This window comes from Parasedimentitalea maritima (genome assembly GCF_005771405.1).
GTDB classification, from domain to species: Bacteria; Pseudomonadota; Alphaproteobacteria; order Rhodobacterales; family Rhodobacteraceae; genus Parasedimentitalea; species Parasedimentitalea maritima.
The window spans coordinates 273,465-299,782 of the sequence record NZ_VAUA01000003.1; the positions used below are offsets into that span (position 1 = coordinate 273,465).

Annotated in this window: 27 protein-coding genes; 15 read left to right on the plus strand and 12 right to left on the minus strand. The window is 55.8% G+C overall.

Features of this window, described 5'->3' with window-relative positions:
• Positions 1-28 precede the first annotated feature (28 nt).
• The gene (locus FEE96_RS07580; protein WP_138162414.1) at positions 29-961 is read left to right on the plus strand and encodes a DMT family transporter; all 933 of its coding nucleotides are present in this window, start codon (positions 29-31) and stop codon (positions 959-961) included.
• Here FEE96_RS07580 and FEE96_RS07585 read toward each other — a convergent pair.
• Positions 906-1,589, minus strand: a complete 684-nt coding sequence (locus tag FEE96_RS07585; protein WP_138162415.1) for a thiamine diphosphokinase — start codon at positions 1,587-1,589, stop codon at positions 906-908. The genes FEE96_RS07580 and FEE96_RS07585 overlap by 56 nt on opposite strands.
• Positions 1,590-1,735: 146 nt before the next feature.
• On the opposite strand from FEE96_RS07585, the gene FEE96_RS07590 reads away from it, so the two are divergent.
• Positions 1,736-3,856, plus strand: a complete 2,121-nt coding sequence (locus FEE96_RS07590; RefSeq protein WP_138162416.1) for a chemotaxis protein CheA — start codon at positions 1,736-1,738, stop codon at positions 3,854-3,856.
• Positions 3,857-3,922: 66 nt separating this feature from the next.
• Here FEE96_RS07590 and FEE96_RS07595 read toward each other — a convergent pair whose 3' ends face one another.
• The 5 genes from FEE96_RS07595 to nthA all read right to left on the minus strand — a co-directional run bounded on the left by FEE96_RS07595 (position 3,923) and on the right by nthA (position 7,231).
• Positions 3,923-4,162: a DUF2842 domain-containing protein gene (locus FEE96_RS07595; protein WP_138162417.1), complete on the minus strand. Its 240-nt coding sequence runs from the start codon at positions 4,160-4,162 to the stop codon at positions 3,923-3,925.
• On the minus strand, positions 4,162-5,457 hold the full coding sequence (locus FEE96_RS07600) for an adenylosuccinate synthase (protein ID WP_138162418.1): 1,296 nt from the start codon (positions 5,455-5,457) through the stop codon (positions 4,162-4,164). The genes FEE96_RS07595 and FEE96_RS07600 overlap by 1 nt, the downstream gene beginning before the upstream one ends.
• 144 nt (positions 5,458-5,601) lie before the next feature.
• Positions 5,602-5,946, minus strand: a complete 345-nt coding sequence (locus FEE96_RS07605) for a nitrile hydratase accessory protein (protein ID WP_138162419.1) — start codon at positions 5,944-5,946, stop codon at positions 5,602-5,604.
• On the minus strand, positions 5,943-6,620 hold the full coding sequence (gene nthB, locus FEE96_RS07610; protein ID WP_138162420.1) for a nitrile hydratase subunit beta: 678 nt from the start codon (positions 6,618-6,620) through the stop codon (positions 5,943-5,945). The genes FEE96_RS07605 and nthB overlap by 4 nt, the downstream gene beginning before the upstream one ends.
• A complete protein-coding gene (nthA, locus tag FEE96_RS07615) occupies positions 6,617-7,231 on the minus strand; it encodes a nitrile hydratase subunit alpha (RefSeq protein WP_138162421.1) in 615 nt (204 codons plus the stop codon). Before nthA ends, nthB begins: the two co-directional genes overlap by 4 nt.
• Before the next feature lie 174 nt (positions 7,232-7,405).
• Here nthA and secG point away from each other — a divergent pair, with 174 nt between their 5' ends.
• The 5 genes from secG to FEE96_RS07640 all read left to right on the plus strand — a co-directional run bounded on the left by secG (position 7,406) and on the right by FEE96_RS07640 (position 12,026).
• A complete protein-coding gene (gene secG, locus FEE96_RS07620; protein WP_138162422.1) occupies positions 7,406-7,771 on the plus strand; it encodes a preprotein translocase subunit SecG in 366 nt (121 codons plus the stop codon).
• A gap of 172 nt (positions 7,772-7,943) precedes the next feature.
• Positions 7,944-9,587 carry a CTP synthase gene (locus FEE96_RS07625; RefSeq protein ID WP_138162423.1) on the plus strand — a complete coding sequence of 548 codons (1,644 nt, stop codon included), beginning with the start codon at positions 7,944-7,946 and terminating at the stop codon, positions 9,585-9,587.
• Positions 9,588-9,828: 241 nt separating this feature from the next.
• Positions 9,829-10,731: a fructose bisphosphate aldolase gene (locus FEE96_RS07630; protein WP_138162424.1), complete on the plus strand. Its 903-nt coding sequence runs from the start codon at positions 9,829-9,831 to the stop codon at positions 10,729-10,731.
• A 217-nt stretch (positions 10,732-10,948) separates the two neighbouring features.
• A complete protein-coding gene (locus FEE96_RS24090; RefSeq protein WP_138162425.1) occupies positions 10,949-11,170 on the plus strand; it encodes a winged helix-turn-helix transcriptional regulator in 222 nt (73 codons plus the stop codon).
• Positions 11,171-11,456: 286 nt separating this feature from the next.
• Positions 11,457-12,026: a thermonuclease family protein gene (locus FEE96_RS07640; protein ID WP_171021646.1), complete on the plus strand. Its 570-nt coding sequence runs from the start codon at positions 11,457-11,459 to the stop codon at positions 12,024-12,026.
• A 352-nt stretch (positions 12,027-12,378) separates the two neighbouring features.
• On the opposite strand, the gene FEE96_RS07645 is transcribed toward FEE96_RS07640, so the two are convergent.
• Positions 12,379-13,161 carry a crotonase/enoyl-CoA hydratase family protein gene (locus FEE96_RS07645; protein WP_138162427.1) on the minus strand — a complete coding sequence of 261 codons (783 nt, stop codon included), beginning with the start codon at positions 13,159-13,161 and terminating at the stop codon, positions 12,379-12,381.
• Positions 13,162-13,278: 117 nt separating this feature from the next.
• On the opposite strand from FEE96_RS07645, the gene FEE96_RS07650 reads away from it, so the two are divergent.
• The 3 genes from FEE96_RS07650 to FEE96_RS07660 all read left to right on the plus strand — a co-directional run bounded on the left by FEE96_RS07650 (position 13,279) and on the right by FEE96_RS07660 (position 16,752).
• Positions 13,279-14,391: a pyridoxal phosphate-dependent aminotransferase gene (locus FEE96_RS07650; RefSeq protein ID WP_138162428.1), complete on the plus strand. Its 1,113-nt coding sequence runs from the start codon at positions 13,279-13,281 to the stop codon at positions 14,389-14,391.
• A 95-nt stretch (positions 14,392-14,486) separates the two neighbouring features.
• A complete protein-coding gene (locus FEE96_RS07655; protein ID WP_138162429.1) occupies positions 14,487-14,666 on the plus strand; it encodes a histidinol phosphate aminotransferase in 180 nt (59 codons plus the stop codon).
• A 229-nt stretch (positions 14,667-14,895) separates the two neighbouring features.
• Entirely contained in the window at positions 14,896-16,752 is a 1,857-nt protein-coding gene (locus FEE96_RS07660; RefSeq protein ID WP_138162430.1) for an ABC transporter ATP-binding protein, read from the plus strand.
• Between the two features lie 39 nt (positions 16,753-16,791).
• Here FEE96_RS07660 and FEE96_RS07665 read toward each other — a convergent pair whose 3' ends face one another.
• Positions 16,792-17,490 (minus strand): TIGR04283 family arsenosugar biosynthesis glycosyltransferase, encoded by a 699-nt coding sequence (locus tag FEE96_RS07665; RefSeq protein WP_138162431.1) that lies wholly within the window; start codon positions 17,488-17,490, stop codon positions 16,792-16,794.
• A gap of 78 nt (positions 17,491-17,568) precedes the next feature.
• On the opposite strand from FEE96_RS07665, the gene ygfZ reads away from it, so the two are divergent.
• The 3 genes from ygfZ (at position 17,569) to FEE96_RS07680 (ending at position 19,983) form a co-directional block, all read left to right on the plus strand.
• Entirely contained in the window at positions 17,569-18,309 is a 741-nt protein-coding gene (ygfZ, locus tag FEE96_RS07670) for a CAF17-like 4Fe-4S cluster assembly/insertion protein YgfZ (protein WP_138162432.1), read from the plus strand.
• A 59-nt stretch (positions 18,310-18,368) separates the two neighbouring features.
• The gene (locus FEE96_RS07675; RefSeq protein WP_138162433.1) at positions 18,369-19,292 is read left to right on the plus strand and encodes an ABC transporter transmembrane domain-containing protein; all 924 of its coding nucleotides are present in this window, start codon (positions 18,369-18,371) and stop codon (positions 19,290-19,292) included.
• A gap of 145 nt (positions 19,293-19,437) precedes the next feature.
• Positions 19,438-19,983: a hypothetical protein gene (locus FEE96_RS07680; RefSeq protein WP_138162434.1), complete on the plus strand. Its 546-nt coding sequence runs from the start codon at positions 19,438-19,440 to the stop codon at positions 19,981-19,983.
• A 71-nt stretch (positions 19,984-20,054) separates the two neighbouring features.
• Here FEE96_RS07680 and efp read toward each other — a convergent pair whose 3' ends face one another.
• Positions 20,055-20,618: an elongation factor P gene (gene efp / locus FEE96_RS07685; RefSeq protein ID WP_138162435.1), complete on the minus strand. Its 564-nt coding sequence runs from the start codon at positions 20,616-20,618 to the stop codon at positions 20,055-20,057.
• A 216-nt stretch (positions 20,619-20,834) separates the two neighbouring features.
• On the opposite strand from efp, the gene FEE96_RS07690 reads away from it, so the two are divergent.
• Together FEE96_RS07690 and FEE96_RS07695 are read left to right on the plus strand one after the other, a co-directional pair.
• Positions 20,835-21,152: a DUF6280 family protein gene (locus tag FEE96_RS07690; RefSeq protein WP_127749698.1), complete on the plus strand. Its 318-nt coding sequence runs from the start codon at positions 20,835-20,837 to the stop codon at positions 21,150-21,152.
• Between the two features lie 213 nt (positions 21,153-21,365).
• Positions 21,366-22,820, plus strand: a complete 1,455-nt coding sequence (locus tag FEE96_RS07695) for a cobyric acid synthase (RefSeq protein ID WP_138162436.1) — start codon at positions 21,366-21,368, stop codon at positions 22,818-22,820.
• A gap of 52 nt (positions 22,821-22,872) precedes the next feature.
• Here the strand turns inward: FEE96_RS07695 and FEE96_RS07700 are convergent, their stop codons facing one another.
• From FEE96_RS07700 to FEE96_RS07710, 3 genes are all read right to left on the minus strand, one after another.
• On the minus strand, positions 22,873-23,940 hold the full coding sequence (locus FEE96_RS07700; protein ID WP_138162437.1) for a hypothetical protein: 1,068 nt from the start codon (positions 23,938-23,940) through the stop codon (positions 22,873-22,875).
• 76 nt (positions 23,941-24,016) lie between these two features.
• Positions 24,017-25,435, minus strand: coding sequence for a TolC family outer membrane protein (locus tag FEE96_RS07705; RefSeq protein ID WP_138162438.1), 1,419 nt, complete (start codon positions 25,433-25,435; stop codon positions 24,017-24,019).
• A 134-nt stretch (positions 25,436-25,569) separates the two neighbouring features.
• Complete coding sequence (locus FEE96_RS07710; protein ID WP_138162439.1) at positions 25,570-26,223, minus strand: protein-L-isoaspartate O-methyltransferase family protein; 654 nt, start codon at positions 26,221-26,223, stop codon at positions 25,570-25,572.
• Positions 26,224-26,318 lie beyond the last annotated feature (95 nt).

Below are 26,318 nucleotides of genomic sequence, written 5' to 3' on the forward strand. Positions count from 1 at the left end.
TTCACCGCTCCAAATTTAGTGTGAACCCATGACACGGGACCATCCCACTCTTGGAATCCTACTGATGCTGGGATTTTGCGTTGTCGCCCCACTGGGTGACGCCGTCGCTAAGCTGTTGGGCGAAACCGTATCACTGGGTATGCTGTTGTTTGTACGGTTTGCGGTACAGGTCGTGCTTCTGACGCCACTGATCTGGGTCAACAGACGTCAATGGCGTATGCAGGGCCGTGTGCTACAACTCACTTTTCTACGCACCCTGCTGCACATCATAGGCATTGGCGCCATGTTCACGGCGCTGAAACACCTGCCACTGGCAGATGCCATTGCCATCGCATTTGTAATGCCCTTCATCATGTTGCTACTGGGAAAATACGTGCTTGGCGAAGAGATCGGCATACGCCGCCTCGGCGCATGTATCGTTGGTTTTGGCGGCACTTTGCTGGTGGTTCAACCCAGCTTTGTTGCGGTCGGCTGGCCTGCTTTATGGCCACTTCTTGTGGCTGTGATTTTTGCCCTTTTCATGCTGGTGACAAGACAGATTGCCAAAGAAACTGACCCGGTCAGCCTGCAAGCTGTGTCGGGGGTAATGGCCTGCGCACTGCTGACGCCACTGCTGCTCATCGGCAATCAAATGGAAGTCCCTGCCCTGATGTTACAATCTCCGGATGGCCAGGCATGGCTGTTGCTGGCTGCTATTGGTGGGCTTGGCACAGTGGCGCACCTTCTGATGACCTGGAGCCTGCGGTATGCGCCAGCCGCAACTCTGGCCTCTATGCAGTATCTTGAAATTCCAGTGGCAACCCTGTTCGGCTGGATGATTTTTGATCAATTGCCCAACACCCTGGCGTCGGTTGGAATTGCACTAACAATCTCAGCAGGACTTTATGTAATTCTGCGAGAAAGAATTACCGCAAAGCAACTTTCGACGACCAAGGCGGAGCCTGAGCGATCTGCTGCATAAGCTGTGGCAGATGACGGCGTGGGATAATCCCCAACAAACCTGGCCCCTCCATTGTCAGTGACATTGGCCCTACCGCTCGATTTGAGGTTCCGATGTTTCCCATTGGGGACATCTTCAAGCCACTCAATGGCCATTGCAGCCCAGTTGATTCCGCCGTGACAGGGCCCATTGGAAACAATGACACGGTTTCCCCTGCTTCAGTTGCCAGGGATATTTCACGGGGAACATGAAAGACCAATTCATGCTCTCCCAATAGTATGCAAGGGCTGCTCAATACCTGAACCAGTGTATTAAAAGAGGCCAGTTGATGGTCCACTCGTGCCCCCAAAAAACCAACCGCCAGCACCACTGGCGCTTTGATGTGGCGCAACGCCTTATGAAAGTCCGTACTGGACTGTTCAGCAATTTCGTAAATTGTATTTGGCGCCAATTGCTTGCGTACTATATTTGAAAGAGAGTCCAAGTCTCCAATCACTGCTTGAGGAATGCGCCCCTCACTTAGGGCCAGGTCGGCGCCTCCATCAGCAGCAACCAGAAAGGGAGCCAGAGATAAGGCGAGATCCAGGTCCCCGGCGGCAACTGCACCGCCTCCGATCAAAGTTACTGGTTCGTTTTGCTCTACAATCAACGTTTTTCCCCGGAATTTGCGTCAGTTTCGAAACAAGCCATAATCTGGTCACAAAAAGATACGATCAATTGCACGAATTCGGACAGAATTTGACGCTCTGCGCCCATTATGTAAACGGCAATAGCTTTGGCGAGGACAAGATTCCTATGGTACAGAATAACAAAGTTTTAACCGTTTCTTATGGAACTTTCTCCTGCACGCTGGAAGGGTTCGAAGATTCGTTTGATACCATGAAGGCAATCGCTGAATATTTCCGCGATCTTGCGTCCGACGATCGCTATTTTGGCGCCGAACCCCCTCAGCCGGATGCCGAGATGTTGACGCGCATCGCTCAACGCGAAGTTTCCCGCCAGGTTGAAGCCCGTACAAGTGATGGAGCCATCCACCTGCGGGCGGCCGAATCCACGGAACCTGTCAAGCCAGCTACTGCACCAGTGACACCTGCTGTTGAACCAGTCGAACCGGCGCCTCAGGCGGCTGAGGCACCGGAAAAACCTGCAGAGGCTACCCCTGAAGTGACCGCACCAAAGGCTACTGCCGAAGTGGTCATCGAAGAGGCCCCAGCTGAAGATTCTGTTGCCACCAAATCCGAAGATGAAACCGCTGTTGAAGATCCGGTAGATCTAACAGCCGTAGCTGCTGCAGTTGCGGCCCCAGAAGCTGCAGGTCTGCCTACCGCTGAGGATTTGGTTGCGGATGAACCTGAAGTAGAACAACCTGATGCAAGCGAAGACTCTTCGCCAGCAGCAGACAGCATCGCGGCCAAACTGCAGCGCATTCGCGCCGTCGTTGCGCAGGCCCCACGGGACGAAGAATTCTCAGAAGATCAACACGCCGAGAATTTCATCCAAGAATCCGCCGTGGATATCGCTGCTGCAATGCGTCTGGACGACGAAGCCGAACTTGCCGCTGATGAGGCAAGTCAGGATCAGGTTGAAATCGCTCAAGCATTGGACCTGATTGATCAACGCCAGGCAGACAGCAGCGAAGATCAGCCCACGGCTGAAGTCGAGACGAAGATCGAAGCGGAAACCAAGCCTGCTCCGGATCTTGAATCCCCGGTGGAGCCTGAAGTCTCGGAAGAGATTGAACAGGCTGCAGAGGTCAAAACCGATCCAGAACCCGAAGTCGACATTGCCGCAGCCACAACGTCAGCTGTCGAAGCCGAAACCGACGTCGAAGAGGACAACAGCCTGTTTGAGGGCGTTGAAAAGCAAGACAGCACATCTGACAGCCAAAGCGAGGACGCCAATATCCTCGCTGAAGTGTCCAAGCACGTCGAACCGGCGGAAACCGCAGCAGAAACTCCTGCGCAAAAGCGTCCAAGGCGCGCCAGAATCGTGCGCGTAAAGCGTGCAGTGATCGACGATGCCGTCAAATCTGGGACATTGGAAGAAGTTGCGGAAGAGCCCGTTCAGCCAGCACCTGAGACCTCCTTGTCCGACGCTGACGAGGCTGAATTGCTGCAGGAACTGGCCGCTGTCGAAGCGGAACTGCTGGCCAATGATGACACCCCGGAACCAATTGATGAGACCAAGCAGGAGGTTGCAGAAGACCCTGCACCGGCCCCTGCGCCCTCCCCTGTGGCGGAAACTCCGGACAGCGATGTCTCGCGGTTGATGGATGCAGCGGATGAAAAATTGGAAGATCCCGAGCTTTCGTCATCGCGTGAAACCTACGACCACCTGCGCGCAGCCATGGCCGCAGCTTTGGCCGACCGCGCCGCAGGCGGCAGTACTGGCGTCACCAATAGTGATGAAGATTACCGCAATGATCTGGCCAGCGTGGTTCGCCCACGCCGTCCAACTGCTGCAAAGGGAGGCGCACCACGCCCGGCTCCGGCCCAACGTCCAGCCCCCCTTAAACTGGTGGCCGAGCAACGCATCGACGAGGCCCCGGAGAAATCAAACGGACCGGTTCGTCCGCGTCGGGTTGCGTCGGCCCAGGCCGATGATGCAGCTTTTGCGGACAAAGGGCACGAAGGCGGATTTGCGGCCTATGCTTTGGAAAGTGGCGCGGTGGAATTGTATGAACTACTTGAAGCCGCCGCCTCTTACATGAGTTTTGTCGAAGGCCGGGAGCATTTCTCGCGTCCGCAGTTGATGAACAAGGTCAAGCTGCTGGACAGCGCTGAGTTCAATCGCGAAGACGGGTTGCGATCCTTTGGGCAGTTGCTCCGCGAAGGTAAGATTGAAAAAACCAACAGCGGTCACTTTACCGCCTCTGGTCAGATCGGGTTTCGCCCAGACGAGCGTGTCGCTGGCTAAACGTCATAGTTTTTCTAGCAAAAAGGCAGGTCTTTCGACCTGCCTTTTGCGTTTAATCAGTACCCTTTATTGATCTTTGGGTGCGTCTGGGTCGGGCTGCCCAATACCACGAAACAGCGGTTTGAACGGGACAATCCAGATAATTCCAAGGACAACAAAAACCACAAGTTGCAACAGCACAGAATACTCGGAGAGTCGTCCTGCCAGTGTCGTTGCCACCATAATGTACAATGGCAGCCCAATCAGCAGAACCACCAGGGCCCAGCGACGCCGGGCCTTGTAGCTGAGACCTTTTTTGTCAGCCATCAGTCTTCAAACGGGTCAGTCACCAGAATGGTGTCCTCCCGCTCCGGGCTGGTCGACAACATCGCAACCGGACAACCGATCAGTTCTTCGACACGACGCACGTATTTGATCGCATTGGCTGGCAGATCGGCCCAGCTGCGCGCACCTTCGGTCGATTCGCTCCAACCTGGCATCTCTTCGTAGACAGGAGTGCACCGCGCCTGCTGATCAGCAGCTGTGGGCAGATAGTCCAGTGGTTTGCCGTCCAGCTCGTAGCCGGTGCAGATCTTCAGGGTTTCGAACCCGTCCAACACGTCCAGTTTGGTGAAGGCAATACCATTGACGCCGCTGGTGGCACAGGTCTGGCGCACCAGAACCGCATCAAACCAGCCGCAGCGCCGCTGGCGTCCGGTATTGGTGCCAAACTCATGGCCGCGCTCACCCAGACGTTGGCCGTCGGCGTCGTTCAGTTCTGCTGGGAACGGACCTTCGCCAACGCGTGTGGTATAGGCTTTGACGATGCCCAACACAAAATCGATAGCGCCCGGCCCCATGCCAGTACCGGTTGCGGCCTGCCCCGCAATCACGTTGGACGACGTCACAAAGGGATAGGTACCGAAATCGATATCCAGCAACGCGCCTTGGGCGCCTTCGAACAGGATCCGTTTACCGGCTTTGCGTTTGTCGTTCAGGACTTTCCAGACAGGCGCAGCATATTGCAGGATTTTTGGTGCAATTTCTTTGAGTTGTGCAATCAAAGCATCGCGGTCGATAGGCGCAATCCCCAGTCCTTTGCGCAAAGGATCATGGTGCTGCAAGGCTCGGTCAACGCGTGCTTCCAAGGTCGTATCATCGGCCAGGTCGGCCACCCGAATAGAGCGACGGCCAACCTTGTCTTCATAGGCCGGGCCAATGCCGCGACCAGTGGTCCCGATCTTGGTGCCTTTGCTGGCAGCTTCTTCACGGGCGCGATCCAGCTCGCCGTGAATGGGCAGAATCAGCGGCGTATTCTCGGCGATCATCAGCGATTCTGCGTCGACGGTAACACCCTGCGAACGGATGCTTTCGATCTCTTTGACCAGATGCCAAGGATCCAGCACGACGCCATTGCCGATCACACTCAACTTACCGCCGCGCACGATACCCGATGGCAATGCGGCAAGCTTGAACACCTCGCCGTCGATAACCAGCGTGTGGCCTGCGTTATGACCACCCTGAAAGCGCGCGATGACATCGGCGCGCTCGCTGAGCCAGTCTACGATCTTGCCTTTTCCCTCGTCACCCCATTGGGCGCCGACTACGACGACATTGGCCATATCTGGTCCTTTGTATTTATCTGAAACCGGCCCTCCTATAGCGGTGCAGAGGGCATTGTGGAACCACAAATTCGTCGCAGGCGAGCTAGGAGAGCGACATTCGTCGGTAACCGGGGCCGTTAGCGGTGCGTGCAAGCACGCACCCTACGCATTTTGCGAGGCTGCAAGCCGAACAACATCACCATGTGGCGTCTCCAGGTAGGCGCGTTCCCAGTCGCCACGTAGGCGTTCGACATCAGGTGCGGATGCAGCGCCGTCCTTGGCCAGAATCATCTCTAGCGTCTCCAGCCAGGCGGTAAAATAATCGTCGCCACCATCCAGATCCTTATCCAGACCATGGCGTGCCAGCACCTGCGAGAACTGTGCCACCCAGTTGGGCCAACTGAAATGGCCAGCCTCATTCAGTGACACCGTGAGCGCAAAGACCTGGGCGTGCCAGGGGTGCAGAAAAACCGGCTCGGGTGCGGAATCGGGAAGACAGGCCGTCATAGGGGCTCCAAATAGCTTTGCCACAGGTCAATGATCACCTGATCATCGGCATTTTCGGGATTGGCCCAGAGCTCACTTGCGGCAAAACGCACCGCATAGAGCGGTTCCGGCGCTTCGCCCAGATCATGAGCGTTGCTGTCCGGCAAAACATGGGTGCCATGCAACCGCAGGACATACCCGCGCGCGCCCGCAGCATAGGCAGGCAGACGCGTGTGCCCGCCATCGACTAGGCAGCTATCACCCGGATGACGACAACGAACCGCCTGTCCGGGGGAAAATTTTGGCGCGATTTCGCTCGCTCGGTCCGCAGGTCCTCCCTTTGCCAGCATCGCGGCCACAGCATCGGCTTTGAGCATCCGCGAGGCCAGAGGGTGAGAGGTATCATCCCCCTGCCCCCTGAGATCGTCTAATGTCAGAACGCCACGTTCCACCAACAAGTCTGTCAGCGCAGAAATCCAGATTTCGTAGTAGGAAAATCCCGTGTAGTCCTGCGGCGACAAGCGTTCCCGGGCATGACGCGAGATGTCGATATTCCACTGCCCCAGGGCTCCACAGGCCAGCGTCACAGCCAGAGCCTGAGCATGCCAGTCTGTGGCGAACACAGGGGCATCTGGCGCATCTGGCACCACAGGGCCATCGCCAAAGCGCCCCCCCATGTCATGAATGCGGGTCATTTGGCCACCTTGGCCAGCCCGGTACCAATCATACTATCTCGGCTGACTAGCGCCGCGAGTTCGTCGACACTCAGCCCCTCACTGCCTTCCGGGCGCATTGGTATCACCAAATAGCGCATCTCGGCCGTTGAATCCCAAACTCTCACCGCGGTTTCTTTAGGCAAAGTCACACCAAAGTCAGCAAGAACCGCACGCGGCTCTCGCACCACTCGGGCTCGGTAGGCGTCAGATTTATACCAAGCAGGCGGTATTCCAAGCAACGGCCAAGGGTAACAACTGCACAGGGTACAAACGACCATATTATGCAGGTCCGGGGTATTCTCTACCGCCACCATATGTTCACCCTGACGGCCAAAATAGCCCAGATCTGCTACCACCGCAGTGGCATCCTGCATCAAAGCGTCCCGAAAACCCGGATCACTCCAGGCCCGTGCAACAACCTGCGCACCATTTTTGGGGCCAATCTTGTTTTGATAGGTGTCAATAATCTGATCCAGAGCGCCGGGGTCAATCAACCCTTTGCGAGTCAGAATCGTTTCCAACGCCTTGACCCGCAAAGCAGGTTCGGGCGGTAATAGCGCATGCGGGTGGTCGTGATGATCATGAGGCATACAACCAGACTGCGAATTTGCTGCGGCCCTGTCCAGTCCAATTGTCGGCCTTAATGGCGCTGACAATTGGGAGCAGAACAGATTCATGATCAACAAGGGCGAACTCGGGTCTTGCCCCTCCCCGCAAACTTGCCTACATACCGCTCGATACTCAGCCAATTGCCGCAGGGGCCCATGGAAAACGTCGTTCTTATCATCCACCTTTTTCTGGCCCTTGGCCTGATCGCTGTCGTTCTCCTACAACGGTCCGAAGGCGGCGGCCTTGGCATGAGCGGAGGCGGTGGCGGTGCCATGTCCGGCCGCTCAGCCGCAACAGCGCTGAGCAAGGTCACTTGGATCCTTGCCATTGCTTTCATCGTGACCTCGATCACGTTGACTATTCTGGCCGCACAGAAATCTGCGGGATCCTCAGTTCTGGACCGGACCGACGGGCCGGTTGCAACTGAAGGTGACGCAAATACTCCGGTAGCGCCAGTTGGTAGCGATCTGCTGCCACCAAGCGCCGGTGACAATGCGCCACTGGTTCCAAGCGCCGATTGAACTACCATACCTAGACGGGGATTTTGAGCCGCAACAGCATCTTGCGGCTCCCTTGCGTTGAAGACACGAATCCTCTATTAGTGAAGTCCCGTGATGCTTTGGTTTTTCGGAACCTTTCAGGGCACCTGAATTCTGATTTCTTCATGACTTCTCACGGGAGCAGCCGACACTCATGGCGCGTTATATCTTCATTACTGGTGGGGTGGTTTCCTCCCTTGGCAAAGGTCTGGCATCAGCGGCTCTGGGCGCGCTGCTGCAAGCACGTGGCTACTCGGTACGTCTGCGCAAACTGGATCCCTATCTGAACGTTGATCCGGGCACCATGAGCCCCTATGAACACGGCGAAGTCTTTGTCACCGATGATGGTGCCGAGACGGACCTCGATCTGGGCCACTATGAGCGGTTTACTGGTGTTGCGGCCCGCAAGACCGACTCGATTTCATCCGGCCGGGTCTATTCCAACGTTTTGGAAAAGGAACGCCGGGGCGATTATTTGGGTAAAACCATTCAGGTGATCCCGCATGTCACCAACGAGATCAAAACCTTCCTTGATATTGGCGCTGATGAGGTCGATTTCATGTTGTGTGAAATCGGTGGTACTGTTGGTGACATCGAAGGCCTGCCGTTCTTTGAAGCGATCCGCCAGTATGGCCAGGACAAACCGCGTGGCCAGTGCATCTACATGCACCTGACGTTGCTGCCCTACATCAAAGCCTCTGGCGAGCTGAAGACAAAGCCAACCCAGCACTCGGTGAAAGAACTCCGTTCAATCGGGCTGGCACCGGATATTCTGGTGTGCCGTTCTGAAGGACCTATCCCCAAGAAAGAGCGCGAAAAACTAGCGCTGTTCTGTAACGTACGCCCTGACAGCGTGATTGCAGCTCAGGATCTGAAATCGATCTACGAAGCGCCACTGGCCTATCACCGCGAAGGTATGGATCAGGCAGTTCTGGATGCCTTTGGCATTGCCCCTGCCCCAAAGCCAAACCTAGCACGCTGGGAAGATGTCGCCGACCGGGTCTACAACCCCGAGGGTGAGGTCAAAGTTGCAATCGTTGGTAAATACACGCAGCTCGAGGATGCCTATAAGTCGATTGCCGAGGCGCTGATCCATGGCGGCATGGCCAACCGGGTCAAAGTCAAGATCGAATGGGTCGACGCGGAAGCCTTTGATAGCGAAGATGCCACGCCGCATCTGCAGGGGTTCCACGCTATTTTGGTCCCTGGCGGCTTTGGCGAGCGCGGTACCGAAGGCAAGATCAAAGCGGCCCAATTTGCCCGCGAGCATAAGGTGCCTTATCTGGGTATTTGCCTTGGCATGCAGATGGCAGTGATCGAGGCCGCCCGTAACGTCGCTGGCATCTCCGAAGCGGGCTCAGAAGAGTTCGACCATGAAGCTGGCAAGAAGCGGTTTGAACCCGTTGTCTATCACCTGAAAGAATGGGTGCAGGGCAACCACAAGGTTGAACGCAAAGTGGGCGACGACAAGGGCGGCACCATGCGTCTGGGCGCCTATGACGCCACCCTGGCGGAGGGATCAAATGTGGCCCGTGTCTATGGCGGCAGTCATATTGAGGAACGCCACCGCCACCGCTATGAGGTAGACATCAAATACCGCGAAAAGCTTGAAGAAGCCGGTCTTAAGTTTTCAGGCATGTCGCCCGACGGCAGCCTGCCCGAGATTGTCGAATGGGCAGACCATCCCTGGTTCATCGGTGTGCAATTCCATCCTGAGTTGAAATCCAAACCGTTTGCGCCACACCCGCTGTTCAGTGACTTTGTCCGCGCTGCAATCGACTCTTCGCGGCTGGTCTAGCCCTGCGGCAGGTGCGTGCAAGCACACACCCTACACTCCATTTTGCAAGGCGCACTGGATTTCCAGTGCGCCTTTCTCGTTGTTGTATCAACAGGCCTGAATAGAGCTTCTGTGCCCTTTGGTACGCAGGCACCAGAAATCTGGTAACTGTTAGCGCAACACCCAGCCCGCGCAGGTTGTTTCCGCTCCAAACCGCGTTATAGACGGGCTAAGCTTTGAACATTCGCGGAGACCTGGGCATATGACACAAGAGAATTCCATTCAGCAGCAGCAATTTGACCGCATCGCAAATGGCAACGGTTTTATCGCCGCACTGGATCAGAGCGGAGGCTCAACACCCAAGGCGCTGGCCCTTTATGGGGTGATGGAAGACGCCTACTCCGGTGACGAAGAAATGTTTGGTGAAATCCAGAAGATGCGCGCCCGCATCATCACCGCCGCAGACTTCAACAGTCAGAAAATCCTTGGTGCGATTCTGTTTGAAAAAACCATGGATGCCGAAATCGAAGGCACCCCTGTGCCGGCCTATCTTTGGGATCACTGTGGCGTAGTGCCCTTTTTGAAGGTCGACAAAGGCCTGGCAGACGAGGCCAACGGCACCCAGGTGATGAAGCCAATGCCTGATCTGGATGCGCTTCTGGCCCGTGCCGGCAAGGCCGGTATTTTTGGAACCAAGATGCGGTCAGTGATCAAAGAGGCCAACACCGATGGGATTCGCGATGTGGTGGCCCAGCAATTCGAAGTGGCCAAACAGATAGCGGCAGCGGGCCTGCTGGCCATTGTCGAGCCTGAAGTCGACATTCACTCTGACACCAAGGGCGAGGCTGAAATCCTGCTCAAGGCGGAGCTGTTGAAGCAGTTGAATGCCCTGCCTGCCGGGACCAATGTTGCGCTAAAGCTGACGCTGCCAAATGTATCAGGTCTGTATGATGACCTCGCGGATCACGCCAATGTTGTTCGGGTTGTTGCGCTGTCAGGTGGCTATTCCACCGATCAGGCCTGTGCCCTGCTGAGCCAGAACGCCAAAATGATCGCCTCTTTCTCGCGCGCCTTGACCGAAGGGTTGAACGTGGCGATGAGCGATGAGGACTACAACGCCGCGCTGAGCGCAAACATTGGCAAAATTTGCCAAGCTTCGCTGTAGCAAGTAGCTAAATTGACAAAGAACCGCGCCTGATAGGGCGCGGTTCCTGACTTTAAGTCTTTGACTTCAGTCGTCCTACAAAGCTTACGCTTGCTCTGAGCCGGCACCAGTATGAAAGCCGGTGCGATGAATTGCAGCTTCGTATTTCTGAATAGACTTGGTGAAACCAGGATTAAATGCAGGCGGCCCCCAAATCATTCCATGCTGAGACGCCAGAATGAGCATCGAAGGGAGCAGTCAAAAAATGCTGACCCAAGCCCTGTGTTCAATGGTGCGAGACGGATTGGTTCTCCAGAGGGACCACGCGGAAGTCCCCCCCAAAGTCGACCATACCCTCACAGAATCGGGCAACTCTTTGCGCGATTGCGTGATGAAGCTAAATGATTGGGGGCTTGAACATCATGAGCACATCCTAGCGGCGCGAAACAGCACGATTTGATGACCCGGTGATCTGCGGCTTCAGATGGGGACGCGGGCCTTCCAAGGGCATTTTGTGGGTTTGAATTGCAGGACCAATGGATTAGCCGCCTGATATACAATATTGAACAAATTGATCACTGCCACCTCATACGGCGGAGGTAAATCAAATTGAGTAGCGTGCGAAAATGCAAACGCGCAAAGATACAGATTCACGAAAATATACCGAATAAACGGAATATTGACGTCTTCAGGATTATGTTTTCGGCAGACCTATGTCCAAATCAATAACCTGAATGGCCAGAACGATGATGATTAAACAAACCCTGACAGGCGTTGCCTTTGCGATTGTTGCAAGCGGAGCTTCGTCGACAGAACTCCAACAAAGTGACCCCATCTCGGCACGGATCTTTTTGGAACTGCATAGTATTCAGAAACTCGCGGGCAACATCCGCCCCTTGGTTTCGGCCCCCGGTCAAGCATTCCGCGTTATTGATGGCGAGGTGCTTGCATTGGGTAAACTCAAGATACGTCTCATCGGCATTGATGCTCCCGAAGCCGCCCAGCAGTGCAACTCGCAAAGCGGTGATATTTGGGACTGCGCCGGCCGGGCAAGTGACCGGGTTCAGGACATCATGGATCTGGCAGAGCGCGTTGAGTGTTTTAGCAGCCAACCAGAAAGCCGTGGCCACTACATCGCCACATGTGACGCAGACGGCCAAGACGTCGGCGCACTTTTGGTGGCAGAAGGACTGGCTTGGCCTGATCGTGATCAAGGCTACTACCAGCCGGAAGTCACCACTGCTCAGGCAGACGGGCTTGGCATTTGGCAGGCTCACACCCCGCCACCATGGGAATGGCGTCAGGAACAGCACTGACGGGTCTAGAACTACACCGAGCTGGGCCAATTATGGGAATTCCCTTGGCCCTGCTCGCTACACTTTGCATTCAGATCCACCAGAGTAGCCCGCTAAACTGGTATGTATCTATTCCCTACGGATTAAGAACGAGGGGAAAAGGCGCAGGCTCGACTTTGTTCCCGGCGCACTCAACTGATTACTAATTTTGGCAATCTAAGGCGACCAAAGCTCACTCGCCTTGGTCAGCACCATCTTCCACCGATACAAAGACGCAAGTTTTGACTTGCACCTTGGTGTTCTGGGTTTGCTTAATCCTCATGAAGTCGGCTAATCGAACCAGCGCCTGCAAGCGCTTGCCCGCAGGCGTTCTCTAATCAAACACTGGCACCCGGCCTTGCATCTGGGCCGAAATCACTTCCATCTGTTCTGCTTTGCCAATCAGCTCAACCTGTTCAGACGACTCGGCCAGCAAAACCGCCTCGCGACCCTCTGCCTCTGCCCGTTCAATCAATCGCTTGGCTGCTCGAATGGCCGAGGGGCTCTGATTGGCGATCTTCGCGGCCAATTCTTCTGCCCGCGCCAATGGGTCTTCAGCCAGTTCCGTCACCAGCCCCCAGTCCAACGCCTGCTTCGCATCAAACACTTCGGCTGTGTACGTCAGTCGCCGTAATAGATCGGACCGCAATAGGCGTGGCAACAGGACCATGCCCCCCATGTCGGGAACAATGCCCCACTTCATTTCCATCACGGACAACCGTGCGTCTGGTGCTGCCACACGTATGTCAGCCCCTAGTGCCAGTTGAAGCCCGCCGCCATAGGCAGCCCCCTGCAACGCTGCGATCACCGGCACTTGCACCCGCCGCCAAACCATGGCCACCTCCTGCATTTCATTGGCATCTTCGTGGCTGCGTGCCATCAGCCATTCGTCAGGATCAATCTGCCCCATCTGGGCAAAACTCATCAAATCCAGCCCGGCACAAAAGCTTTTGCCTTCACCAGACAATACCACCACACGGGCGTCAGAACCTGCAACCCCTTGCCCTGCGTCAATTATCGCCTGAACCATTTCACGATCCAGCGCGTTCATCTTGTCGCCTCTGGTCAGGGTCACATAGGCAATGTGATCTTTGTACTCGACGGATACCCGCGCCATTTTAGCCTCCCTTTTTGGTCACAGATCCCAAGGTGGCGCACAAACTAGGTACAGGCCAGCACAACGTTGGGGCAGCCAAGTCTTGCCGCCACGGGCCTGATACGGTTATCTGCCCCTATGACAGATCCGCGCTACACCCCGCTTGCCCTCTCGCTGCCTGCAACCGTGCCTTTTGTTGGCCCCGAAACGCAGGAGCGCGCCCGAGGCGCCGCCTTCACTGCGCGGTTAGGCGCCAATGAAAACGTCTTTGGTCCCTCGCCCAGAGCTATTGAAGCCATGCAGACCGCATCTGCTGATATTTGGATGTACGGCGACCCCGAAAACCACGAGTTGCGGCAAGCACTGGCGGCACATCACGATCTAAGTCCAGACAACATCATGGTCGGCGAAGGTATCGATGGCCTGCTTGGCTATTTGGTTCGTCTGCTGATTTCACCCGGAGATACGGTGGTGACCTCTCTTGGGGCCTATCCAACCTTCAACTATCACGTCAGCGGCTATGGCGGCGTGCTGCACACCGTTCCCTACAAAGACGACCACGAAGACCTGACATCGCTGTTTTCCAAGGCAGGTGAGGTCGGTGCCAAACTTGTCTACCTTGCCAATCCGGACAACCCGATGGGCAGCTGGCATCGTGGTGCAGACATCGTTGCCGCACTGGACCACTTACCCAGCGACTGCTTGTTGCTGCTGGATGAGGCCTATGTCGAATGTGCCCCCAAGGGCACTGCTGCACCCGTTGATGCCAACGATACCCGCCTGATCCGCATGCGCACCTTTTCCAAGGCCTATGGCATGGCCGGAGCCCGGGTCGGCTATGCTCTTGCTGCCCCAGATTTGATCGCTGCCTTTAATAAGGTGCGCAACCACTTTGGCATGAACCGCGCTGCACAAGCCGGGGCCCTTGCGGCATTGCAGGATCAAGACTGGCTGGGTCATGTGCTAGCTGAAATCACCACAGCACGTCGCCGGATTGGTGAAATCGCCGATCAAAACGGCCTAAAAGCCCTTCCCTCCGCCACCAACTTTGTCGCAATCGACTGCGGACAGGACAGCATTTTTGCCAAACGAGTGTTGGACGCGCTGATTGCTCAGGGAATCTTTGTTCGTATGCCTTTTGCAGCCCCGCAAAATCGCTGCATCCGTATCAGCTGTGGCCCAAGTAAAGACCTCGAAGCCTTTGCCTCCGCGTTACCACAAGCGCTCATCTCAGCCCAAAGAGCACTCTGACGCAGGTTTCACGCCCGCTTCTCGGTTCTTTTACCGGACAATGTTGCCCACTGTCCTAGCTTGTTAAGGGTCCCCCTCAAAAACCGGAGGCCCTTATGCGTGATCAAAAATTGTCCCAATCAGAAGACCTCGTGAATGGGGTTGTCACATTTCTGGGAATAAACTTGGTTTGGATCTTTCTTGTGGTCTGGATGCTGTATGGCATGGTCCCGGTACTGGTGCTTGCAGTGCTAATCAACCACGCCATTAGCAGGTTTGAATTCCACCAAAGCTGATAAGAGCATCAAAACGCTCCCAACATTTCCCTGCTCTGTTCGCGTTGCGGATCTGCTGTGTAACCTCGTCCACAAAGCCCAACGGCCTGCGCCCTCCCCATGCCAGGACTTCTCACGCCAAATTCCAACGAGCCTGCATGCTTGCACCGTCGGCGCGAGATGCTTAAATAGCGCCAGTTCAACCAATTGGCCGTGAAATGCCTCAACACTCTTGGCGAAAGATCCCAGCATGACCCGCAAACCAAAGTCTTCCCGCGAGTTGATGAGCTGGCTCTGGCGCGGCTACCTGCGCCATCACATTCCCTTATTGGGAGTAGCCGTGGTGTTGATGCTGATCGAAGGCGGCACAGTTGGGGCGCTCAGCTATATGATGCAACCGATGTTTGATGAGGTATTTGTCGCTGGGAATTCGGACGCTTTGTTCTGGGTTGCATTAGCCTTTTTGATCATTTTCACCTTTCGCGGCATGTCCAGTGTTGGTCAAAAAGTAATCCTCAGTAAAATCTCACAGACCTCAGCCGCACATCTGCGCAAAGATATGCTTGCGCAGATGATCCGTCAGGACCCCGCCTTTCACCAACTCCACCCTCCCGGCTTTCTGATCCAGCGGATACAAAGCGACGTCATGGCGATCAATCAGGTTTGGCAGGCTGTGGTCACCGGCGCAGGTCGCGATATGGCGCAACTGGTGGCGGTTCTTGGGGTGGCCATTAGTGTAGATTGGCGCTGGACGCTGATCATGCTGATTGGGTTGCCAATGCTGCTGGTGCCAATCGCGGCAATCCAGCGATATGTCCGTAAAAAGGCCACCCTTGCAAGGGACATGGGCGCGTCACTGGCGACGCGTTTGGACGAAATTTTCCACGGCATGGTCCCAATCAAGTTGAATAGTCTCGAAGACTATCAAACCGAACGGTTTTCTGGCCAAACCAACACTTTTGTCCGTGCCGAAGTCAAAGCCTCATTTGGTACCGCCTCGATCACTGGAATGATCGATATCATGGCCGGGCTTGGGGTGATGGGCGTGGTTCTCTATGGTGGTAGTGAAATCATAGCGGGCGAGAAAACTGTAGGCCAGTTCATGACCTTTTTCACAGCTATTGGCCTTGCCTTTGATCCAATGCGGCGGCTGGCCGCGATCAGCGGTGTCTGGCAGGCGGCGGCGGCGGCGTTGGAACGGATCAAAGAATTGATGGATGCACCGATCCTGCTGGTTTCTCCGGATAATCCCGTCGCACAGCCAGTTGGCCTGCCACAAATTAAGTTGGATGCAGTGACCTTGAACTATGGTGACGCAGCGATACTAAGGGATTTGTCACTGGTTGCTGAGGCGGGCAAGACCACTGCACTGGTTGGGGCATCCGGGGCGGGAAAATCGACCATTTTCAACCTTCTGACGCGGTTGATCGATCCGCAAAAGGGCGCGGTTACAGTTGGCGATGTCGCTGTCGACAATCTTGCGCTTAAAGATTTGCGGGACTTGTTCTCTGTGGTTACCCAAGAGGCGCTTTTGTTCGATGAAACGCTCCGCGAGAATATCCTCTTGGGCCGCACGGATGTGAGTGACGACCGTCTACAAGAGGTCCTCGAAGCCGCCCATGTCGCAGATTTCTTGCCCAAACTGGCCCAGGGTTTGGATACACCGGTTGGCCCCCGCGGTTCAGCTCTGTCCGGCGGACAGCGTCAGCGGGTGGTGATCGCCCGTGCGTTGCTGCGCGACACTCCGATCCTGTTGCTTGACGAAGCGACGTCGGCGCTTGATGCACAGTCTGAAAAAGTGGTGCAGCAGGCGCTAGACAAACTGTCTGGCGGTCGTACGACCCTGGTGATTGCGCATCGACTGTCAACCATCCGCAATGCGGACAAAATCATAGTCATGGAACGTGGACAGGTGGCCGACCAGGGCACTCATGATGAATTACTGGCCCGCGGTGGCATTTATGCTGATCTCTACAGGCTTCAGTTTCAGGATGGCAAAACTCTTGTAGATCCTGTGGGCGTTGCAGCTCAGGTGCCAGCCATAACACAGGACGCCACAATTCAGCCCAGTTGGTGGCGCCGTATCAGTCGCAAGGTGTTTGGATGAAAGCTGCGTAGGGTGCGTGCTTGCACGCACCTTCCTGTGTCACATCTCGTCCCCACGTCCCCGCTCATACGATCGCGCCAAGGTGTCGGGACGCTCCCCGGTCAAATACCGCAGCTGCAGCCACAGGTTTCGGGTGCCGCGCCGCAGCCATCCCTGCTGTTGATATCGCTTCGCACTGGTCAGCGCGTCGCTCTGTAGGGCCACCAACCCGTTCAAGCGCCGAACCAGGGCCACATCCTCCATCAAAGGCTGATCCGGGTATCCACCCGCCGCCCCATAATCGCAACGTCGGATCAGCAACCCCTGATCGCCAAAAGGCAGCCCAAACACCCTTGCACGCAGATTGGCCCAGGCTGCCACCAGAACCGGCATCAGCCCCGTCGCACGAAACCTCAGGCTAAAATAGGCTGGCCGCCCCTGACCCTGATCCAAATGTTGGGCCACCACCGAGCTCCAGCCTGCGGCAAGCTGGGTATCCGCGTGCACTACCAACAGCCAATTCCCCTGCGCCTCGGTACAGCCCTGCTGCAACTGCCCCCCGCGGGAGGCAGGCCCGGTGACCACCCGCGCACCTACCGCTTCAGCAACCTGCACTGTTGCGTCTTTTGATCCGCCATCGCTGACCACCAGTTCACGAATAAGCCCGGCAGCCAGCCCCTCCATCAACGTCTCCAGACAGCCCGGCAGCTCTTTTTCGGCGTTTAAGGTGGGTATCACTATGCTGATCTCAGCCCGCATCTCGCGTTTTCCTGTTTTCTTCCACCGGTCTTGCTATATCACTGCCTCAACATATGACCATGGTGATGGAGATCCCAAATGAGCCAACGCCGCATCCTGCGCCTGTCTGGTCCTGATACCCGCAGTTTTCTGCAAGGGTTGGTGACCAATGACGTGGAGAAAATCGATCAAGGGCTGGTCTATGCAGCACTGTTGACACCGCAGGGCAAATATTTGGCCGATTTCTTTTTGCTGGCTGAAGGTCCGGATGTCCTGCTAGACGCCGACGCTGATCAGGCCGAAAACCTGATGAAACGCCTGTCTATGTATCGATTGCGGGCCAAAGTCGACATTACCTTAAGCGAGGTGCAGGTACAGCGCGGCATCGGGCACGCCCCCGATGGTGCACTGGCGGATCCGCGGCACAGCGACTTGGGATGGCGGCTGTATGGCGACCAAGGTGGCGATGACGGCAGCGATTGGGATGCAATCCGCGTGGCCCATTGTATCCCGGAAACCGGTATTGAGCTGACACCGGACAGCTATATCCTCGAAGCAGGGTTTGAAGCACTGAACGGGGTGGATTTCCGTAAAGGTTGCTATGTTGGTCAAGAAATCACCGCCCGCATGAAGCACAAAACGGAACTACGCAAGGGACTGCGCGTAGTTGAAATCAACGGCATGGCTCCTACTGGCAGCGCAATCACAGCGGCGGGCAAACCTGTCGGCACTTTGTTCACCCAGTCCGGCCCACTTGCCATCGCTTACTTGCGGCTGGATCGTGCCAAGGGTGAAATGATAGCAGCCGATGCACAGCTGAGACTGCCCAATACAGGTTGAGCTTTAGCGCTTCCCGGTCCACGATCCCGCAACGTTGACAAAAACAAAGGCCCCTTTTCGTGTTGCAGCTTTATATTGCGATCTGGCGCGTCAGCGGCGGTCGCCAACTTGTCCTGATTGTCTTGTCGGTGGCTATTGCCGCGCTGGCTGCATTGCCGTTGAAATTTCAACAAGAGATCGTCAACACCCTGACCGATGGCGCCGCAACGATAAACACCCTGTTTTTGCTCGGCGCAGGCATGTCAGCAGCCATCCTGCTGAGCCTTGCGCTAAAATGGGTGATGGGGCTGCGATCGGGCATTCTGGGAGAGGACATCATCCGGCTACTCCGCCAGCGTTTGTATACACAGACCACTCGATGTGTAACTGACCCAAACGCCATTCAGACCGGCACCTTGACCACCGCAATTTCAGCAGAGGCCGAAGAGCTGGGAAAGTTTGCAGGCAGCGCTTATTCAGAACCTGTGGTGCAAATAGGCACTCTGATCAGCGTTATCGGCTTTATTGCTTCAACCCAGCCAGGATTAGGGACCATCGCACTGGCAATGATTGCGCCTCAGGTGGCATTGGTGCTTTTCACTCAGGGGCGGATCAACACCCTGGTTGCCAACCGTGTACGTATTCTTCGCCAGGCCACCAACCAGATCAGCAGCGCCGAGGCCAATGCCTTGGAGCAAACTGTTTTGGAGGAATTCGATCACATCTATGAAACGCGTCGACGGATGTTCATCTGGAAATTGTCGACCAAGTTTTTGCTCAGTACGATCAATGGCGCGGGCACCGTTTCTGTTCTCATGCTGGGTGGCTGGCTGGTGCTTCAGGGGCGCACTGACGTTGGCACTGTTGTGGCCGCGACACTTGGATTGTCACGCTTGCAGGCCCCCACGGCCTTTCTGATCGCGTTTTATCGCCAGGTCAGTGCCAATCGGGTCAAATTTGAGCTATTGCGTGACATTCTTCCGGGCCCAAAAAATATCAAATAGTTTCAACTAAATACTGAAGCCATCCTTTCACTCGCAACCTTGCAGAGAGCAATGAGGCTATGGGTTGTGCGAATTGTACATGAACGGGAATAGCCATACGTGCCATCACGTGCCACCCTGACAGCAGATATCAGAGGGTAGATTGATGCGAGTATTGATGATTTCACTGACGCTGGCCACTGCGCCTGCCTTTCCCGTCGCTGCCATAGGTGGCGACTATTGGAACTACAAGGACTGGCACGTCTCGGTGAATCGAATTGACACTGGCGAAGACCTGCGGATCACTTGCTATGCTCATACAGGTGGCGATGGTGATCCCGTCTGGGCACTGGAAGTCTCCAACGGGGACGCCGGACCGCCCGACTTTTTTCCCGCGCCGCGCATAATCGAAATTGCTCCCAGTCACCACCAAACGGCCATGCAGGATCAGCAAGCCGTTCAGTTTCAATTTGACACAGGCAGCTCCATTCAGGGCGAAGCAAGTGCCTATATAAACGAGGAAGGCTTCTTTCAGGCTGAAGGTGCGCCACTGCCCAACTCAGTTCTGTCCATGCTGATGTCAATGCGCCGTTCAGACTCTGTTGAAGCCCATATTGGCCCCAATGTCATTGCCACTGCCTCGCTCGCGGGTTTCACCGCCGCATATGGTAAAATGATGGACGAATGCGGTTTTTCACTAGCAATGCACTAATATGCAAATGGAACAAAAAAGGCCCCACGCTGTTGCCAGCGTAGAGCCTCATACATAGCGATGCTTATTGCTTAAGCGCGCTCAGCGTATTCCATGGTGTCAGTGTTGACGACGATCATTTCGTCTTGGCCAACAAACGGCGGCACCATCACGCGGACGCCATTGTCCAGTACGGCTGGTTTGAAAGACTTCGCCGCAGTCTGACCTTTCACCACAGGTTCGGTCTCAACCACTTTGCAGACCACTTTTTGTGGCACTGTTGCATGCAGGGCCTCTGTCTCGTGAAATTCCACCACAATGGTCATACCGTCTTGCAGGAAAGGGCGGCGGTCGCCCAACAACTCAGCTGGCAATTCGATTTGTTCGTAGGTTTCTGTGTCCATGAAGACCAGCATTCCGTCACTCTCATAGAGAAACTGCTGATCTTTCTGCTCCAGGCGCACTTTTTCAACTTTATCGGCGCTGCGGAAACGCTCGTTTAGTTTGGAACCGTTGCGCAAATTCCTCAGTTCTACCTGTGCAAAGGCCCCACCCTTGCCTGGTTTGACGTGATCGACCTTGACTGCAGCCCAAAGTCCATCGTTGTGCTCGAGCACGGCACCGGGCCGGATTTCATTTCCGTTGATCTTGGGCATGAGATAAATCTCTCTCGGGTGTTGATGAATTGTTAACCGTTCCTATATCTGGCGTGCCCCTTACTGGCAAGACAACGATATTTTGTGGTTAGCAAGAAAAAGGTATGCAAAATTTGCATAAGAGCCATGCAACAAGAGCCTATCCGAATCGTTTTAGATCAGTCATAAGGAGCGCCACGCCAGAATTGCAAGAGCAAGAACAACAAAGGAAACGAGATGAGAGATTTCGTTGACGGCACTGCCTTTAATAACGAGCAAGGTAATCGTGCCCGTAAACTGTTCGCAGCTGTTGTATTGGCTGCGTTGGATGATGCCATAGCCGATGACAAGAAATACGGCAATGGACCTGAACAAATCGCCCGCTGGGCACGCTCGCGCGATGGTCGCGAAGTGCTGTCCTGTGCAGGTATCGACCCTAACGAGCGGGTTGTTTCAGGATTGATGGATTTTGTTGGTCGTGGTGTCCGCACCTCGGTTGCACTGTCCCGCGAAGAAAGCGAGCGCCGCAATGCTGCTCAGGCCGAAGCTGCCTAAGATTAGCCTGCCAAGCTGACTACAGAAAAACGCGTCCTGGGGGCGCGTTTTTCTGTTTCTGGCTCCCAAAATATTCCCCTCCATCGTCGTCAATGAAGTCTGAGATGCCTCCCAGGCCTGACACCGGACAAAAAGCATCGCCTACTTTACAATGCAGGTCTTCCCTCATGGGGGGGAATACGGCATGCAATAGGATGAAACGGGAGGCACGCAATGACCAAGGCGATCATGATACAAGGCACCGGCAGCAATGTTGGTAAGTCATTGATTGTAGCGGGCCTTGCACGCGCCTACCTGCGGCGTGGGCTGCGGGTGGCACCGTTCAAGCCCCAGAACATGTCCAACAATGCCGCAGTGACTCCTGAGGGCGGCGAGATAGGTCGCGCACAGGCGCTGCAGGCACGGGCAGCCGGGCGCGCTCCACACACGGATATGAACCCTGTCCTGCTAAAACCCGAAAGTGACACTGGCGCTCAGGTGATTGTGCAAGGCAAGCGACGTGGCACTCAGGTGGCTGGCTCGTTCATGCGCGACAAAAGCGGCCTTCTAGAGGCCGCGCTGGAGAGCTTCCATCGGTTGTCAGACACCGCCGATCTGGTGCTAATCGAAGGCGCAGGCTCTCCGGCCGAAACCAACCTTCGTAAAAATGATATTGCCAATATGGGATTTGCCTGCGCCGCCGATGTCCCTGTGGTGCTGGTTGGTGACATCCACCGGGGTGGTGTGATAGCACAGATCGTTGGGACACATGCGGTGCTGGACCAACAGGACTTGGATCACGTGGTTGGTTTTGCCGTGAACAGGTTTCGCGGCGAACTCAGCCTGTTTGATGCGGGGCGCGACGACATCGCGCGGCGCACCAATTGGCCATCGTTGGGGGTGATTCCGTGGTTCTTTGACGCCTGGAAGCTACCAGCCGAGGACATGATGGACATTACGTCGCGTAAAGGTGGTGCCTGCAAAGTGGTGGTGCCGCAGCTGGAACGGATGGCAAACTTTGATGATCTGGACCCACTGGCGGCGGAACCCAACGTTACTGTCGAGATCGTTCCTGCAGGCCGCCCCCTGCCCGGCGATGCCGATCTGGTCCTGATCCCCGGCAGCAAATCCACCATCGGCGATCTGGCCTATCTGCGGGCGCAGGGCTGGGATATCGACATTCTGGCGCATTATCGTCGCGGCGGACATGTCTTGGGGCTCTGCGGTGGCTATCAAATGCTGGGCCAGAGCATTGATGACCCGGACGGTGTTGATGGCGCACCGGGTAAAGTGCCTGGTTTGGGACTACTGGATATCGACACGGTGATGGCAGGAGACAAGCAAGTTGCCCTGCGTCACGCACATGCCATTGGTGGCAATGAACCAGTCTCTGGCTATGAAATCCACATGGGGCGCAGCGAAGGGCCAGATTGTACTCGGGCCTGGCTGAGCGTCGAAGGCCGCCCCGAGGGCGCGACGTCACCGGACGGACGGGTGCGTGGTTCGTATCTGCATGGGTTGTTCAGCTCGGATCTATTCCGAGCCCGCTTTCTGGCTGGGTTGGGGCACGAAAGCAGCGCAGGCTACGACGATGGTGTCGAAGCAACACTGGACGCGCTGGCGGATCATCTGGAGCGCTATATGGATCTGGATCAGCTGTTGGACCTGGCAAAGCCCGTCAAAGCCTAAGCTGCCCAAATCCACTTGAGCTGAGCCAAAGTCACCCGGCGTTGATCGCAATTTAGCTTAGATCTTGCACCGCCAAGGCACGATGGATTTCGCGGCGGACCAGTTTGCGGACGTTGCGTGTGATACGTTCGCCCAAAGCGCCCTGAAGTTCTTCACGGACGATATCTGCAACTAATTCGCGCAGTGTCTCTTCATCCATGATGGCTTCGTCAGCAGCAAAATCACCCAGGACTTCGTCTGCAACTGCCTGCTCAGCCAGATGTGCCGCGTTCAAAGTGTCTGCTTCTGTCGTAACAACCTCAGGCGAGGCTGTGAATTGAGGACTAGCCTCAACAACATCATCAGCAGCACTGACGCCCGGTTCGGCAGCATCTTCCTCAAGATCTTCCCAATCCAGAGTTTCTACTGCTGTGCCGGAATACTCTTCATCCGTCTCGCCATCCGGCTCCCACTGCTCTTCGGTCTGGCCAATGGCGGCCTCCAAAGCAGCGATTTTATCGGCGAAGCTAAAGTTTGATTTGTCGTCATCCAGCGCAGCGGAGCCATCCGCTGCCGGTGTTTCGGCCACACCAGCCGCAGCATACAGCGTTGCATCTGGATCGCGCCAAGGGGCATCGTCCGGTTCCACCTGTTCAGCCTGTGGCGCATCAGTTGATGGTTCCGCAGGAGCTAACTCTTGCGTTTGTAACATCGCATCGGGCTCGGTGGCTTGAACTGGTTCAACTTCTGCAGGCTCAATATTGAACGCCTCGGCAGAAGGTTCCTCCGAAGACACTGAAGCAGCCTGTTGCAGATCCAATGACTCTGCCAAAGATTCATCCGTTGGAGTGCCACCCGTTTCGGTGATGGCTTGGGCCGAAGTATCTTCAGCTTCGGCATCTACAAGGTGGTATGCATCAAGTTTGTGAGCAGACTCGCGGCTGCCAATATCCTCGACGGCGTCCAACGCCTTATCGGCCACTCGCAGGGAAGGTGTCAGAACCAAACGCGCAGCAGGCTTTTGGGTAGGCTCAGCTGGTCGGTCAGCCACGGGGGCAGAGGATCGGCCATCATCACTCACCAAACGGCGAATCGAAGACAGCACATCCTCTATCTCAGCATGGGTTACAGGTTCAGACATATCTCGCTTACCACTTTCGCCTCTTGGGGAAAGTGTAGCGAGATTAGCTTATCCGCACAACCGATAGAACGAATTGTTAATTCTTTCCTAAGGCTTTCATCACCCGGTCCAGATCTTTGCTACGCTGGCTGACATAAGCTGGCGCATCTTTCACCAGATTATAGTAGAGCGTCGGGTCATAAATTTCGACTGCCAGACCCAGATGTTCAGCTGTCAAAAGCCCCTGCGAACTAAGCAACCCATAGGCTGCGATCACCTGATTGGCCCGGGCCTGAACCCGCGCTGTCTGTGCATCCAGCAATTCTTGTTCGGACTGCAAGACATCCAGAGTCGTACGTGCACCCAGGGTCGCTTCTTCGCGGATCCCGTCAAAAGCAACTTGTGCAGCCCGCACCCGCTCGTTTGAGGACACCAGGCTCGCGCGCGAAGTTTCAAGAACAACATAGGCCTGACTGACAAACTGCACCACCGAGCGCTGCACCGAGATCAAAGCCCCTTTTTGGGCATCAACCTGGGCCACGCTGGCGCGGGTGGTGGCAGCAAGTGCACCGCCAGCATAAATTGGCTGTGTCAGGGTTATGCTGGTGCTAGAGGTATCGGTCCCGCCAGTACTGCCCCATGGGTCCGAGTAAGCGGCACTGGCGCTAAAGGAAACGCTCGGCCCAAGCGACTTGCTTGTGCTCTCAGATGTCAACTCTGCCGCTTTGACCGAATGCTGTTGTGACAACAACGCAGGGTGATTGCGCACAGCTACAGACGTTGCAGAATCAAGAGAGGAAGCCCGGCGTGGTATGTTGGGTTGCCCTGCAAGCCCACCGGGCGCATGGCCAACCACTTCGATATAAACGGCCTGAGCTGTGAGCAAATCTCCGCGGCTTTCGGTCAGGTTAGCCTGAGCAGCAGCCACGCGGCTCTGCGCCAGAGCCACATCCGTTCGCGTTACAGCGCCGACATCAAACCGGTCCTGTGCGGCCCGCAGCTCTTCTTGCAACAGGCGCAGGTTGTTGCCACGCAAGGCAACCGTATCTTGCTGCAGCAGCACATTTACATAAGCTTGCACAGCAGAGAACAGGACCTGCTGCTCGATATCGATCAATGTTTGACGGGTCGCAAGAACTGTTTCTTGTGCAGCCCGCTGGCTGAGCAGCGACGCACCGCCATCATACAACAACCAATCCAAACGCAGCCCTGTGGACAAAGCATCGCTGCTGGTCTGCGATATCACTGCGCCGGTGTTGGTGCGGCTATACGACTGCGCCGCCGTCAGCGTCCAATTCACTACAGGACGCAACCGCGCCACAGCAATTGCGACGTTTTCGTCGGTCGCGCGCAGCAGAGCACGGTTCTGTTCTAGCAGGCCGCTGGTTTTATAGGCGCCAATCATGGCATCCGAAATATTGTCGGCCTGCACAATCTTGGGAGCCAGCGCAACAGCCAGCAGGCCGCCCGCAAAAACAAAGTTTTTGATTAGTCCTGCTGTTACTGTCTTGCGCATCTGTCGCCTCACCTGTTCAGGCCATTAGAGGCCCTGTCGTTGGAATTCTGAACGATACAAATAGTCCCGGTCAGAACATGTTTCTAGTCACCGCCGAAAATAACAGCAGATCATGCCCTGACCCGATCCCGGTATCAGAGCGCAAATTCTTTCGCCGCAGCGAACCCTGGCAGAACAGGAGCACCCGCATTGAATGCAAAACGCCATGAAATCTGCTCGCCGTTTTTGTAGCCAACTTTGACTTGCCCCAGCGCACCGGTCATGAAGATCGCGGCAACGCGGCCGCCGTCTTTCAGTTGCGACAGCAGCGATTGTGGTAGCTCTTCGACCCCGCCCTGAATCAGAATGACGTCATATGGGCCGTGCTCGTCAGCACCCTCAACCAGATCGGCGACATGTACGATTGCATTATCAGCGCCAACTTCGCTCAACTGGGCCTGAGCCTCAGCGGCCAGCTCTTCGTCGCCTTCGACAGCGATAACCATCTCTGCCATGCGGGCAACAACAGCCGAAGAATAGCCCATCCCACAAGCGACATCCAACACCAGCTCGTCGTTCTGCACATCCAGCGCATCAAGCATCTTGGCCAGCGTGCGTGGCTCCAGCAAGGTCCGGCCCTGCCCCAGATCAATATTTTGATCGGCATAGGCCGCATCTCTCTGTGCGCCAGCAACGAATTTCTCGCGCGGGACGTGGAGCATAGCCTCAATGATCGGATACTTGGTGACGTCCGACGGGCGGACCTGAGTATCCACCATCATACGGCGGCGTTCGGCAAAGTCAGTCATGTGCTAAACTCATCTGTTCAGTCAGTTGTGTCCGGTTGTGCCACATCCCCGAAGGCGCGGCAACGGGAGATGGCAAAATTGCAGTGTGCTGATGC